Here is a 14,283-nt window from a genome sequence, read left to right as displayed (position 1 = left end):
CCCCGCCGGGTCAGGCGTCCAGCGCCGCCGACACCACGGCCTTGGCCTCCTCCTGCACCTGGGCCAGGTGCTCGGCGCCCCGGAAGGACTCCGCGTACACCTTGTAGACGTCCTCGGTGCCCGAGGGCCGGGCGGCGAACCAGGCGTTCTCGGTGGTCACCTTGATGCCGCCGATCGCGGCCCCGTTGCCCGGCGCGGTGGTGAGCACGGCGGTCACCGGCTCACCGGCGAGGGTGTCCGCGCCGACCTGCCCGGGGGAGAGGCGCGCCAGCACCGCCTTCTGCTCGCGGTCCGCCGGGGCGTCGATCCGCGCGTAGGCGGGCTCGCCGAACCGGGCGGTCAGCGCGGCGTAGCGCTGGGACGGCGACTCGCCGGTCACCGCCTGGATCTCGGAGGCCAGGAGCGCGAGCAGGATGCCGTCCTTGTCGGTCGTCCACACCGAGCCGTCCCGGCGAAGGAACGACGCCCCGGCCGACTCCTCGCCGCCGAAGCCCAGCGAGCCGTCGGCCAGCCCGGCCACGAACCACTTGAAGCCGACCGGCACCTCGACCAGTTCCCGGCCGAGGTCGGCGGCGACCCGGTCGATCATCCCGGAGGACACCAGCGTCTTGCCGACGCCCGCCCCGGACGGCCAGTCCTTCCGGTGCGCGTACAGGTAGTCGATGGCCACGGCGAGGTAGTGGTTCGGGTTCATCAGCCCGGCGTCCGGGGTGACGATGCCGTGCCGGTCGGCGTCGGCGTCGTTGCCGGTGGCGATCTGGTAGCGGTCGCGCTGAGCGATCAGCGAGGCCATCGCGTGCGGCGACGAGCAGTCCATCCGGATCTTCCCGTCCCAGTCCAGCGTCATGAACCGCCAGGTGGGATCGGTCAGCGGGTTGACCACGGTCAGGTCCAGCCGGTGCTGCTCGGCGATCCGCCCCCAGTACGCCACCGACGCGCCGCCCAGCGGGTCGGCGCCGATGCGCACCCCCGCCCCGCGCACCGCGTCCAGGTCCAGGACGGAGGGCAGGTCCGCCACATAGGTGCCGAGGAAGTCGTACCTGCCGGTGGTGGAGGCGGCCAGCGCCCGCGCGTACGGCACCCGGCGGACCTCCTTGAGCCCGCCCGTGATGATCTCGTTGGCCCGGTCCTGAATCCAGCCGGTCGCCTCCGAGCCGGCCGGCCCGCCGCTCGGCGGGTTGTACTTGAAGCCGCCGTCGCCCGGCGGGTTGTGCGACGGGGTGACCACGACGCCGTCCGCGAGACCGGAGCGGCGGCCTCGGTTGTACGTGAGGATGGCGTGCGAGACCGCGGGCGTCGGGGTGTACCCGTCCTCGGAGTCGATGAGGACGCGCACGTCGTTGGCGGCGAACACCTCGAGGGCGGTGACCCGGGCCGGCTCCGACAGGGCGTGGGTGTCCGCCCCCAGGAACAGCGGTCCGTCGGTGCCGTGGAGGGCCCGGTACTCGCTGATGGCCTGGCTCGTCGCCGCGATGTGGTCCTCGTTGAACGCGGTGGCGGTCGACGAACCGCGGTGCCCGGAGGTGCCGAACGCGACCCGCTGGCCGGGCTCGGCCGGATCGGGGTGCAGCGCGTAGTACGCCGTCACCAGCCGTGCCACATCGGTCAGATCCTCGGGGCGCGCCTGCTGTCCGGCTCGTGCGTGCGGCATCTGCCACTCCTCCGTATCGGTCGGTCGGTGCGATGTGCCCGTGCGGTCATTTTCGCCGGTCGGCGCCCCCGACGGACGAGCGCCCCGCCGTGCCGACGGCCACCGCCGCCGCGTACCCGGCGGGGACGGCGACATCGGTGACGGCCCAGCCCGGCGGACCGAGCGGGCGCGGCCCGGTGCCGACGTGCTCGCGGTGCAGGCCGCCCGCCAGGCCGGTGCCCTCACCCTTGAGGTACGCCTCCTTGCGGGTCCACACCCGGGCGAAGGCGGCGGCCCGCTCCTCCTGCGGCAGCCCGGCCAGCTCGGCCGCCTCGGCGGGATGCAGCTGCCCGGCGACCTCCGTCGCCACCCGTGCCTCGGGGACGCGCTCCACGTCCACCCCGACCGGGACGCCCGCGAACGCCAGCAGGGCGACGCCCCGGGTGTGGGAGAGCGAGAAGTGCGTGCCGCCGCCGGTCGCGGGCCGGCCGTGCGGGCCGTCGCAGGAGGGACAGCGCTCCCGCGTCAGCCGTACCGCCTCCGGGGCAACGCCCTGGCGGGCGCCGAGCAGCAGCCGCAGGGCCAGGTGGGCGGCGGTGTAGCAGGCCCGGTCCGCGGGGAAGGCCAGCCGCTCCACCCGGGCGAGTTCCGAGGCGTCGAGGATCTCGGGAGCCAGCAGCCGGGCGGCCTCGGCCGCGCGCTCCGTGTCCACCAGCCACAGGGAGGGGGCGCCGGAGCTCCAGGAGGGCGCGGGCCCTCGGTAGCCGTCCTCGGTCAGCGTGAACACGTGGGGCTGGTACACCGTTACGTCGTTTCCTCGGCGGGGACGGGAGCCCGGGGCGGGCACCGGCGGGGCAGGGGCGCTCTTATCCTATGGAGCTCCGGGAGGTGTCCGACGTATGTTCGATCACCGTGTGCCCCGCGCTCCTGGCGGCGGCCCCTCGGACAGGAGAGAACCCATGTCGCCGGACAGCCGCCCCGCCGTGCTCCGAGAGGCCCGGGCGGACGACGCCGGGCCCCTCACCCGGCTCTTCCTCGCCTCCCGCGCCGCCGCCATGCCGTATCTGGCACGGGTGCACAGCGACGAGGCGACCCTCGCCTGGATGACCCATGTGGTGCTGCCCGGCACCGACGTCCGGGTGGCCGAGACCCGCGAGGACGGAGAGGTGCGGATCGCCGGCTTCCTCTCGCTGGACGGCTCCGAGCTGGAACACCTCTACATCGACCCCGGCCTGCGCCGCCGGGGCATCGGCTCGCTCCTGCTGGCGGCGGCCAAGGAGGCCGGACCCGACGGGCTCACCCTCTACACCTTCCAGCGCAATACCGGGGCCCGGGCCTTCTACGAGCGCCACGGGTTCACCGCGGTCGCCTTCGACGACGGCAGCCGCAACGAGGAGAAGGAGCCGGACGTCCGATACCGGTGGGCGCCCGGCGGGTGAGCCACCCCGGCTGAGGGACGGGAAGCGAGCGAGGGCGGGGTCCGCGGTGGCGGGCCCCGCCCTCCGTCGTGCCCGGGCGGCCCCTCCGAACTGGCACCTTTCACCGGCTTGCATATTTACGCAAATTCGTTGCGGCCGAGGACGTTCCCACGGGCCTCGACGGTTCCGTAGTCAAATGCCCTTCTTGTCGGGCCAGTTGGTGCGCGCGGGCGGTGTCTGCGAGGTAGCGAACTTCTGCCGGAGTGGTGGACTCCACGTCAATTCTCTGCAACTCTCTGACCGCAAATCGCAAAAGGTCATCCTGCCAGTGCAGGAATTCATGTACTGGCGGGGTCGCAGACTGAGCCGCGCCTCGGCCGCCCCGTGCCGAGGCAGCAGATCGGGGACAGATGAGAACGCGACGCTGGAGATGGCGGATTCTTTCCGCGACCGTCTCCACCAGCCTGATGATGGTCGCCTGGCCGGCGCTGAACGCCTCGGCCGCCGGCGGCCCGAACATCGCCGCCGGCCACCGCGCCGCCGCGAGCAGCGGGAAGTCCGCCGGGAACATCGCCGACGGACAGCAGTCCACCTACTGGGAGGGGTCCGGCAAGTCCCTGCCCCAGTGGGTGCAGAGCGACCTGGGCAAGGTCACCCGCATCGACCAGGTCACGCTGAAGCTCCCCGCCGACTGGTCGGCCCGCCGCCAGACGCTCTCCCTCCAGGGCAGCGTCGACGGCACCAGCTTCTCCACGCTGAAGACCTCGGCCTCCTACTCCTTCGCACCGGGCAGCTCCAACCAGGTCACCATCAGCTTCCCGGCCACCCGGACCCGCTTCGTCCGGGCCGACATCACCGCGAACACCGCGTCCGACAACGGCCAGCTGGCCGAGCTGGAGGTCCGGGCGGCGGCGGAGTCCTCGGTGAACCTGGCCGCCGGGCGCCCGCTCACGGCCAGCAGCAACACCCAGACGTACATCGCGGCCAACGCCAACGACGGCAACCGGGCCAGCTACTGGGAGAGCCGCAACAACGAGTTCCCGCAGTGGCTCCAGGCCGACCTGGGCTCCTCCGTGCGCGTCGACCGCGTGGTGCTGCGGCTGCCCGACGGCTGGGAGGCCCGCAGCCAGACCCTGAAGATCCAGGGCAGCGCCAACGGCTCCGACTTCACGGACCTGACCCAGGCCGAGGCGTACACCTTCAGCCCCGCCTCCGAGACCGCGACGATCACCTTCGACGCCACCACCACCCGGTACGTCCGCGTCCTGGTCACCGCCAACACCGTCCAGCCCGGCGCCCAGGTCTCCGAGCTGGAGATCTACGGCCCCGAGACCGGCGACACCCAGGCGCCGACCGCCCCGACGCAGCTGGCGTACACCGAACCGGCCACCGGGCAGATCCGGCTGACCTGGAAGCCCTCGACCGACGACACCGGCGTCACCGGGTACGACGTCTACGCCGACGACACCCTGCTGACCAGCGTCGCCGGTGACGTCACCGCGTACACCGACACCCGGCCGGCCGGCTCCACCGTCTCGTACTACGTACGGGCCAAGGACGCCGCGGGCAACGTCTCCGGCAACAGCAACACCGTCACCCGCAAGGGGGACACCGGTGACACCCAGGCGCCCACCGCACCGGCGAACCTGAGCTTCACCGAGCCCGCCTCCGGACAGATCAAGCTGGCCTGGACGGCGTCCAGCGACAACAAGGGCGTCACCGGGTACGACATCTACGCCAACAACGTGCTGCGCAAGACCGTGGCCGGCGATGTCACCACGTACACCGACACCCAGCCCGCCGGCACCACCGTGTCGTACGTCGTACGGGCCAAGGACGCGGCGGGCAACGTCTCGGGCGACAGCAACACCGTCACCCGCAACGGCTCCACCGGCACCGCCTCCGACCTCGCCGTCGGCAAGCCCATCACCGCCTCCTCCGTGGTGTACACCTTCGTCGCGGAGAACGCGAACGACAACAAGCTCTCCACCTACTGGGAGGGCGCCGGCGGCAGCTACCCCAACACCCTCACGGTGAAGCTGGGCGCCAACGCCGACACGCGGAGCGTCGTCGTGAAGCTCAACCCGGACAGCGCCTGGGGCGCGAGGACCCAGAACATCCAGGTCCTCGGCCGCGAGCAGAGCGCCTCGTCCTTCACCAGCCTGGTCGCCGCCAAGGACTACGCGTTCAGCCCGGGCAGCGGCAACACGGTGACGATCCCGGTCGACGCCCGGGTCGCCGACGTCCAGCTGAAGTTCACCTCCAACACCGGCGCACCCGCCGGGCAGGTCGCGGAGTTCCAGGTGCTGGGCGCTCCGGCCCCCAACCCGAACCTCCAGGTCGGCGGGGTCACCGCGAGCCCGGCCGCGCCCGTCGAGTCGGACCCGGTGACGCTCACCGCGACGGTGCGCAACACCGGCGCGGTCGCCGCTCCGGCCGGCAAGCTCGAATTCCGGCTCGGCGGCTCCAAGGTCGCGACCGCGAACGTGGGCGCGCTCGCCGCCGGGGCCTCCGCAGAGGTCAGCGCCGACATCGGGGCGCGGGACGCGGGCACGTACACGCTGAGCGCGGTCGCCGACCCGGACAACCAGATCATCGAGCAGAACGAGACCGACAACACCTACACCAGCGCCTCCGCCCTGGTCGTCAAGCCGGTCGCCAGCTCCGACCTGGTGCCCACCGCGGTCACCACCTCGCCGTCCGCCCCGGCCCAGGGGGACGACGTCACCTTCTCCGTCGCCATCAGGAACCAGGGCACGGTGGCCTCCGCGTCGGGCGGCCACGCCGTCACGGTGACCCTGCTCGACGCCAAGGGCGCCACGGTGAAGACCCTCACCGGCAGCTACAACGGCTCGATCGCCGCGGGTGCCACCAGCGCCCCGGTGAACCTGGGCTCCTGGACGGCGGCCAACGGCTCGTACACCGTGCGGACGGTGGTCGCGGACGACGCCGAGGAGCTGCCGGTCAAGCGTGAGAACAACACCGTCAGCAGCTCCTTCTTCGTCGGGCGCGGCGCCAACATGCCGTACGACACCTACGAGGCGGAGGACGGCGTCACGGGCGGCGGCGCGAAGGTCGCCGGGCCGAACAGGACCGTCGGCGACGTCGCGGGCGAGGCGTCGGGCCGCAAGGCGGTCACGCTGAACAGCACCGGCAACTACGTCGAGTTCACCACCCGGGCCAGCACCAACACCCTGGTGACCCGCTACTCCATCCCGGACTCGGCGGGCGGCGGCGGCATCGACTCCAAGCTCAACATCTACGTGGACGGCACCTTCCTGAAGGCGATCGACCTCACCTCGAAGTACGCCTGGCTGTACGGCGCCGAGACCGGCCCCGGCAACTCCCCGGGCTCCGGTTCGCCGCGGCACATCTACGACGAGGCCAACGTGATGCTGGGCAGGACGGTCCCGGCGGGCAGCAAGATCCGGCTCCAGAAGGACGCGGCCAACACCAGCACCTACGCGATCGACTTCATCGGGCTGGAGCAGGCCGCCCAGATCGCCAACCCGGACCCGGCCGCCTACGCCGTACCGGCCGGCTTCACCCACCAGGACGTCCAGAACGCCCTGGACAAGGTGCGGATGGACACCACGGGCAAGCTGGTGGGCGTCTACCTGCCCGCGGGCGACTACCAGACCGCGAGCAAGTTCCAGGTCTACGGCAAGGCCGTCAAGGTCATCGGTGCGGGGCCCTGGTACACCAGGTTCCACGCGCCCTCCACGCAGGAGAACACCGACATCGGCTTCCGGGCCGAGGCGAGCGCCAAGGGCTCGACGTTCGCGAACTTCGCGTACTTCGGGAACTACACCTCGCGCATCGACGGACCGGGCAAGGTGTTCGACTTCTCCAACGTGTCGGACATGGTCATCGACAACATCTGGGACGAGCACACGGTGTGCCTCTACTGGGGCGCCAACACCGACCGCATCACCATCAAGAACTCCCGCATCCGCAACACGTTCGCCGACGGCGTCAACATGACCAACGGCTCGACCGACAACCACGTCGTCAACAACGAGTCGCGGGCCACCGGTGACGACAGCTTCGCGCTGTTCTCGGCGATCGACGCCGGCGGCGCGGACATGAAGAACAACGTCTACGAGAACCTGACCTCGCTCCTGACCTGGCGCGCGGCAGGTGTGGCCGTCTACGGCGGCTACGACAACACCTTCCGCAACATCCGCATCGCGGACACCCTGGTGTACTCGGGGATCACCGTCAGCTCGCTCGACTTCGGCTACCCGATGAACGGCTTCGGGACCGGCCCGACGACGATCGAGAACGTCTCCGTGGTCCGCTCCGGCGGTCATTTCTGGGGCTCGCAGACCTTCCCCGGCATCTGGCTGTTCTCCGCCTCCAAGGTCTTCCAGGGCATCCGGATCAACCACGTCGACATCGTCGACCCGACGTACAGCGGCATCATGTTCCAGACCAACTACGTGGGAGGCCAGCCGCAGTTCCCGATCAAGGACACCATCCTGACCGACATCTCCATCTCCGGCGCCCACAAGAGCGGGGACGCCTTCGACGCCAAGTCCGGCTTCGGGCTGTGGGCCAACGAGATGCCCGAGGCCGGCCAGGGACCCGCCGTCGGTGAGGTCACCTTCAACGGGCTCAGGTTCAGCGACAACGCCCAGGACGTGAAGAACACGACGTCCACCATGAAGATCAACATCAACCCGTAACAGCCACCGCTCCCAGGGGCGCCGTCCGGTCCGCCGGGCGGCGCCCCGTGCTGCGTGCGCGCCGTTTCCCGCATGCGGTGTACTTATCGCTGTCAAACTTTTACGAAAACTGCGCGAGATATTGCGTTCACATGTCGACGCTGGTTGAGTGTGCCTCGCCCCGGCAGTCAGTCGGCCGAGGGCCATCCACGCTCATGCCCGAAGGGGACCATCGATGAGAAGTGCTGGGTTGCGCCGCACACGCCGTATCAGCCGTGCCTCCGCGGCTGCCCTTGTCACCGCACTTGCCCTGACCTCGCTCGCGTCCTGCGGCACGAGCAGCAGCAAGGACGACGACTCGAGCAGTTCGTCCAAGGGTTCGTCCGACCCCTCGGCTCCGCTGGACCCGAAGACCAAGGTGACGATCTCCATCGACTGCATGCCGCCGGCCGCCAAGGCCGCGGAGCTGCGGGAGTGGAAGGAGGACATCAAGACGTTCAACCAGAAGTACCCGAACGTCACGATCAACGGGAAGTCCACCCCGGGCCAGTGCAACGAGCCGCCCCGCTTCACCGCCATGCTGAAGGGCAAGTCGCAGCCCGACGTCTTCTACGCCTACTTCAGCGACCTCCAGCAGGTCCTGGACAACGACGGCGCCGAGGACATCTCCGCGTACGTCAACGACAAGACCGTGCCCGCGCTGAAGGACATCCAGCCGCAGGTCGTCGACGTGGCCCGCAAGGACGGCAAGCTCTACGGCCTGCCGACCAGCAACTACACCATGGGCCTGATGATCAACCGGAAGCTGTTCAAGCAGGCCGGTCTCGACCCGAACACCCCGCCCGCCACCTGGGACGAGGTGCGCGCCGCCGCCAAGAAGATCGCCGGCCTCGGCAAGGGCATCTCCGGCTACGGCGAGTACAGCGCCGGCAACAACGGCGGCTGGCACTTCGCCGCCACGCAGTTCGGCCTCGGCGGGGAGATCGTCGACGCCTCCGGCAAGAAGGCCGCCTTCAACAACGAGACGGGCAAGCAGGTCCTCCAGCAGCTGCACGACATGCGCTGGGAGGACGACAGCATGGGCAAGACCCAGCTGCTCAAGTGGGGCGACCTCCAGAAGCAGATCGCCAGCGACAAGCTGGGCATGTTCCTCGCCGCCCCCGACGACATCGCGTACATGGTGCAGCAGCTCGGCGCCCAGTACGAGACCTTCGGTCTCGGTCCGATCCCCGGCGGCAAGGGCACCCTCTTCGGCGGCAACAACTACCTGATCAAGAAGGGCAGCTCGCCCGACCAGATCAAGGCCGCCATCGCCTGGCTCAACTTCAAGAACCTCACCCCCGGCAAGGGCCAGTTCGACTGGGCCCGCACCAAGGCCGACAAGCTCCCCGTCGGCCTGCCGCAGCCCAACTTCTTCCTCGGTGAGAGCAAGACCAAGGACGACGCCGCACGCGCGCAGAACGCGACGATGCCCGTCGAGAACTTCAAGGCGTTCATGGACAACCCCGTCCCCGGCAAGGCCGAGCCGCCGAAGGCACAGGAGATCTACAAGATCCTCGACAACGCCATGTCCGGTGTGCTGACCAACGAGGACGCCGACATCGACAAGCTGCTCTCCACCGCCGAGCAGCAGGTCAACCAGGTTCTGGCGAACCAGTAACGGACGCGCGGGGCCGGGTCACGCGGACCCGGCCCCGCATCCGGACCCCGTCCGCTACGCGCTCGTCGTACACCGGCACCGAGGAGACACCATGTCGGCCCCAACCCTGTCCCCCCGCAAGGCGACCCGGCCTCGCCCAGGACACCCAGGCCCCGCAGGCCGGGACTCCGCCCGCGAGGAGTTCCTGCGCGCCCTGCGCCGCAACATCTCAGCGCACGGCTTCCTGATCGGAGCGGTGCTCTGCTTCTCGCTCTTCTCCTGGTATCCGATGGTCCGGGAATTCATCCTGGCCTTCCAGAAGAACGAGGACGGCACCACCACCTGGGCCGGCTGGTCCAACCTCACGTACGTCTTCAACGACCCGGCCTTCTGGCAGGCATGGCGCAACACCCTGCTGTTCACCGTCCTCGCCCTGCTCCTCGGCTTCGTCGTCCCGTTCGCCGTCGCTGTCGTGCTCAACGAGCTCCGGCACGGCCAGGGATATCTGCGGCTGCTCGTCTACCTCCCCGTGATGCTGCCGCCGGTCGCCTCCGTACTGCTCTTCAAGTACTTCTACGACCCCGGCTACGGGCTCTTCAACCGCATCCTGGCCATCTTCCACCTGCCCGAACAGCAATGGCTCCAGGACACCAGCACCTCGATGCTCTCCGTCGTCATCGCGGCGACCTGGATGAACATGGGCGGCGCCACCCTCATCTACCTCGCCGCGCTCCAGGGCATCCCCGGCGAGCTGTACGAGGCGGCCGAGCTCGACGGCGCCGGGCTGCTGCGCAAGATCTGGCACGTCACCATCCCGCAGACCCGCCTCATCCTCTCGCTGCTCCTGCTCATGCAGATCATCGCGACGATGCAGGTCTTCACCGAGCCCTTCCTGCTCACCAACGGCGCCGGACCCGAGGGCTCCACCACCACCGTCGTCTACCTCATCTACCAGTACGCCTTCAACTTCAACAACTACGGCAGCGCGGCGGCACTCGGCCTCGTCCTGCTCGTCGTGCTCGCGGGATTCTCCGCGGTGTACGTACGACTGAGCCGCAGCAGCGAAGACTAGGACGGGAGCACGACCATGGCATCGAACACGCTTGTCTCCCGGCGCGGGAGCACGTCGCGCAAGTCCGCACGGCGCACGTCCGAGGGCGGCGCCGAACGGGCCCGCCAGCGCACCCTGATCTCACCGGCCCAGCTCGGCCGGCCGCGCGGCAAGGCCGTCTACTGGATCGTCTTCGGCCTGGTGATGGTCCTGTTCACGGCGGTCTTCCTCGGCCCGCTGTACTGGATGGTCACCGGCGGTCTGAAGACCACCCAGGAAGTGGTGCAGAGCCCGCCCACGGCCTTCCCCAGCTCCATCCACACCGAGAACTACAGCCAGGCCTGGACGGTCATGGACCTGTCCAAGCTGCTGTTCAACACCCTGTACTACGCGTTCGGCGCGCTCGCCTTCCAGCTGATCTTCGACGTGGCCGCCGCCTACTCGCTGTCCAAGCTGCGGCCGGTCTTCGGCAAGGTCATCCTGGGGATGATGCTGGCCACGCTGATGATCCCGGCCACCGTGCTCGTCGTCCCGCAGTACCTCACGGTCCTGGACGTGCCGGTCATCCAGCGCAACCTGGTCAACTCGCCCTGGGCGATCTGGCTGCCGTCGGTCACCAACGCCTTCAACATCTTCCTGCTGAAGCGGTTCTTCGACTCCATCCCGGGCGAGCTCCTCGACGCCGCGGCCATGGACGGCGCCTCACCGCTGCGCACCCTGCGCTCGATCGTCCTGCCCATCTCCCGTCCGATCCTCGGGGTCGTCTCCATCTTCGCCGTCGTCGGCGTGTGGAAGGACTTCCTCTGGCCGATGCTCACGCTGCCCGACCCGAACAAGCAGACCCTCAACGTGGGCATCTACTCACTCGCCAGCGGCGTCCCCGAGAACGTCCTGATCGCCGCGCTCACCATCGCGTCGATCCCGACGCTGCTGATCTTCCTGCTCTTCCAGCGCAACATCATGAGCGGTCTCACCGCGGGCGGCCTCAAGGGCTGAGCCCCGCCCCCGAACCGCCTTCCCCTCAGCGCTCCGCCGCCGGCCCTCCCATCCTGCCCCGCTTGCCGGGCCGGCGGCGGAGCCCCACCTGCCCGAAAGGAACGTCAGTGGCAGCCAACCGTCCGTCCGAGGCCACCGCACAGTGGTGGCGCGACGCCGCCATCTACCAGATCTACGTACGCAGCTTCGCCGATGGCGACGGCGACGGCACCGGCGACCTGGCAGGGGTACGGGCCAGGCTGCCCTACCTCGTCGAACTGGGCGTGGACGCCCTCTGGTTCACCCCCTGGTACCTCTCGCCGCTGGCCGACGGCGGCTACGACGTGGCCGACTACCGGACGATCGACCCCGCGTTCGGCACCCTCGCCGAGGCCGAGAAACTGATCGCCGAGGCCCGCGAGCTGGGCATCCGCACCATCGTGGACATCGTGCCCAACCACGTCTCCGACCAGCACGCCTGGTTCCGTGCCGCCCTCGAAGCCGGCTCCGGCAGCCCCGAGCGCGACCTCTTCCACTTCCGCAAGGGCCGCGGCGCGAACGGCGAGATCCCGCCCAACGACTGGGTCTCCGAATTCGGCGGCACCCCCTGGACCAGGCTGGACGACGGCGAGTGGTACCTCCACCTCTTCGCCACCCAGCAGCCCGACCTCAACTGGGCCCACCCCGCCGTCCGCCGCGAGCACGAGGACGTGCTGCGCTTCTGGTTCGAACGCGGCGTCGCCGGCGTACGCATCGACTCCGCCGCCCTGCTCGCCAAGGACCCCGCGCTCCCCGACTTCGTCCTCGGCAGCGACCCGCACCCCTTCGTCGACCGCGACGAACTCCACGACATCTACCGCTCCTGGCGCGCCATCGCCGACGAGTACGGCGGCGTCTTCGTCGGTGAGGTCTGGCTCCCGGACACCGAGCGCTTCGCCCGCTACCTGCGCCCCGACGAGCTGCACACCGCCTTCAACTTCAACTTCCTGGCCTGCCCGTGGGAGGCGGCGAAACTGCGGGCCGCCATCGACGACACGCTCGCCGAGCACGCCCCCGTCGGCGCCCCCGCCACCTGGGTGCTCTGCAACCACGACATCACCCGGACCGTCACCCGCTACGGCCGCGAGGAGACCGGGTTCGACTTCGCCGCCAAGACCTTCGGCACCCCCACCGACCTCGCCCTCGGCACCCGCAGAGCCCGGGCCGCCGCACTCCTCTCGCTGGCCCTGCCCGGCGCCGCCTACCTCTACCAGGGCGAGGAACTGGGGCTGCCCGAGGCCGACATCCCGCTCGACCGCATCCAGGACCCGATGCACTTCCGCAAGAACGGCACCGACCCGGGCCGGGACGGCTGCCGGGTCCCCATGCCCTGGGCGGCGGGCGAACCGTACGCCGGATTCGGCGCCACCACCGAGCCCTGGCTCCCGCAGCCGGAGGGCTGGTCCGGCTACGCCGCCGACATCCAGAACGGCGACCCGGACTCCATGCTCAACCTCTACCGCGAGGCCCTGCGGCTGCGGCGCGCCGAACCGGGCTTCGGGACCGGGGGAGAGCCCGGCATCCGACGGCTGACCTGGCTCGACGCCGCGCCCGGGGTGCTCGCCTTCGCCAGGACCGAGGGACTGCTCTGCGTCGTCAACCTGGCCGCCGAGGCCGCCGAGCTGCCCGCACACAGCGCGGTGCTGCTCACCAGCGGCCCCCTGGACGGGGCTGGCCGGCTCCCGCAGGACACGGCGGTGTGGCTGCGCGCCTGACGACGCCCCGGCCGGCCGGACCCGCCGCACGGACCGGGACGCGTGGGAGCGCGCCCAGGCCCGGGCGGCAGGTTCGCGGCCGGGCCCGGGCTGCGGCACAGTGGGCGTATGGACGCTCCGAACGATCTGAATGCCCTCGCCGCCGAGCACCTGGCCGCCGCCCGCGACGCACCGCACGGCCGCAGCGCCCACCTCCTGCTCCACCAGGACCCGCTGCGGCAGACCGTCATCGCGCTCACCTCGGGCTCCGCGCTGGACGAGCACAACGCCCCGCCCGCCGCCTCGCTCCAGGTCCTGCGCGGTTCCGTGCGGCTCACCGCTGCCTCCGGTGACGTCGAACTGACACCCGGACGGCTGCACCCGATCCCGCAGGAGCGGCACGGGCTGCTCGCCCTGGAGGACGCGGTCGTCCTCCTCACGGCCGTCAACCCCTGAACCCCCTTGTGGGAGCGCTCTCCCGGTCGGCAGGATGAGCCGGTGACCTCGCTTCCCGGCCTCCGGCCCTACCGCCCCGAAGACAGCGCCGCCCTCTCGGACATCTGCATACGCACCGCCGCGGGCGGCGGCGACGCCCGGCACCTCTACCCGGACCACGAGCTGGTGCCGTCCATCTTCGCCACGCCCTACGCCGAGCTGGAACCGGACCTCGCCTTCGTCGTCGACGACGGCACCGGCCGCGCTGTCGGCTACATCCTCGGCACCGCCGACACCCCTCGCTTCGTGAAGGAGTACCGCGAGAGCTGGCTGCCCCGCGTCGCGGACCGCTTCCCGCCACCCGAGGGCCCGCCGCGCAGCCCCGCCGACGAGATGACCGCCCTCCTGCACCACCCGGAGCGCATGATCCTGCCCGAACTCGCGGGCCACCCCGCCCACCTGCACATCGACCTGCTGCCCGACTGGCAGCGCAGGGGGTACGGGAAGGAGCTGATGAACGCCTTCCTCGCGGCCCTGCACGCCAAGGGCGTCGAGGGCGTCCATCTGTCCATGCTCACCGCCAACACGCCGGCCAGGGCCTTCTACGACCGGTTGGGCTTCACCGAGATCCACGTCCCCGATCCCGGCCCCGTCACCTACCTCGTACGCTCCACGCGGGCGGATCTGTAGGAGCCGCCCCTCCAAAGGGTGCGGCCCGCCCTTGCTGGGCAGGTA

At 70.3% G+C, this 14,283-nt stretch carries 10 protein-coding genes; 8 read left to right on the top strand and 2 right to left on the bottom strand.

Annotated features, from left to right (window positions below; translation table 11 throughout):
- Positions 1 to 10: 10 nt before the first annotated feature.
- Both pgm and ACFUJY_RS19010 read right to left on the bottom strand, forming a co-directional pair.
- Positions 11 to 1,651 (bottom strand): phosphoglucomutase (alpha-D-glucose-1,6-bisphosphate-dependent), encoded by a 1,641-nt coding sequence (gene pgm / locus ACFUJY_RS19015; protein ID WP_383300702.1) that lies wholly within the window; start codon positions 1,649 to 1,651, stop codon positions 11 to 13.
- Positions 1,652 to 1,697: 46 nt separating this feature from the next.
- On the bottom strand, positions 1,698 to 2,432 hold the full coding sequence (locus tag ACFUJY_RS19010) for a 4'-phosphopantetheinyl transferase family protein (RefSeq protein WP_383300700.1): 735 nt from the start codon (positions 2,430 to 2,432) through the stop codon (positions 1,698 to 1,700).
- 157 nt (positions 2,433 to 2,589) lie between these two features.
- Between ACFUJY_RS19010 and ACFUJY_RS19005 the strand changes: the two genes are divergently transcribed.
- The 8 genes from ACFUJY_RS19005 to ACFUJY_RS18970 all read left to right on the top strand — a co-directional run bounded on the left by ACFUJY_RS19005 (position 2,590) and on the right by ACFUJY_RS18970 (position 14,238).
- A complete protein-coding gene (locus ACFUJY_RS19005) occupies positions 2,590 to 3,069 on the top strand; it encodes a GNAT family N-acetyltransferase (RefSeq protein WP_383300698.1) in 480 nt (159 codons plus the stop codon).
- Between the two features lie 389 nt (positions 3,070 to 3,458).
- Positions 3,459 to 7,736: a discoidin domain-containing protein gene (locus ACFUJY_RS19000; RefSeq protein WP_383300695.1), complete on the top strand. Its 4,278-nt coding sequence runs from the start codon at positions 3,459 to 3,461 to the stop codon at positions 7,734 to 7,736.
- Between the two features lie 214 nt (positions 7,737 to 7,950).
- Positions 7,951 to 9,375, top strand: coding sequence for an extracellular solute-binding protein (locus ACFUJY_RS18995; protein WP_383300693.1), 1,425 nt, complete (start codon positions 7,951 to 7,953; stop codon positions 9,373 to 9,375).
- A 91-nt stretch (positions 9,376 to 9,466) separates the two neighbouring features.
- Complete coding sequence (locus ACFUJY_RS18990) at positions 9,467 to 10,426, top strand: carbohydrate ABC transporter permease (protein WP_383300690.1); 960 nt, start codon at positions 9,467 to 9,469, stop codon at positions 10,424 to 10,426.
- A gap of 15 nt (positions 10,427 to 10,441) precedes the next feature.
- Positions 10,442 to 11,401 carry a carbohydrate ABC transporter permease gene (locus ACFUJY_RS18985; protein WP_383300687.1) on the top strand — a complete coding sequence of 320 codons (960 nt, stop codon included), beginning with the start codon at positions 10,442 to 10,444 and terminating at the stop codon, positions 11,399 to 11,401.
- A gap of 107 nt (positions 11,402 to 11,508) precedes the next feature.
- Positions 11,509 to 13,134, top strand: coding sequence for a glycoside hydrolase family 13 protein (locus tag ACFUJY_RS18980; protein ID WP_383300685.1), 1,626 nt, complete (start codon positions 11,509 to 11,511; stop codon positions 13,132 to 13,134).
- Positions 13,135 to 13,242: 108 nt separating this feature from the next.
- The gene (locus ACFUJY_RS18975; protein ID WP_020207421.1) at positions 13,243 to 13,569 is read left to right on the top strand and encodes a cupin; all 327 of its coding nucleotides are present in this window, start codon (positions 13,243 to 13,245) and stop codon (positions 13,567 to 13,569) included.
- Positions 13,570 to 13,611: 42 nt separating this feature from the next.
- Positions 13,612 to 14,238, top strand: a complete 627-nt coding sequence (locus ACFUJY_RS18970; protein WP_383300683.1) for a GNAT family N-acetyltransferase — start codon at positions 13,612 to 13,614, stop codon at positions 14,236 to 14,238.
- Positions 14,239 to 14,283: the final 45 nt, after the last annotated feature.

Source organism: Streptomyces sp. NPDC057249, assembly GCF_042669245.1.
Lineage (GTDB): Bacteria > Actinomycetota > Actinomycetes > Streptomycetales > Streptomycetaceae > Streptomyces.
Note: the sequence above shows the minus strand (reverse complement) of the source record. Positions and strands in the feature narration are given on the sequence as shown.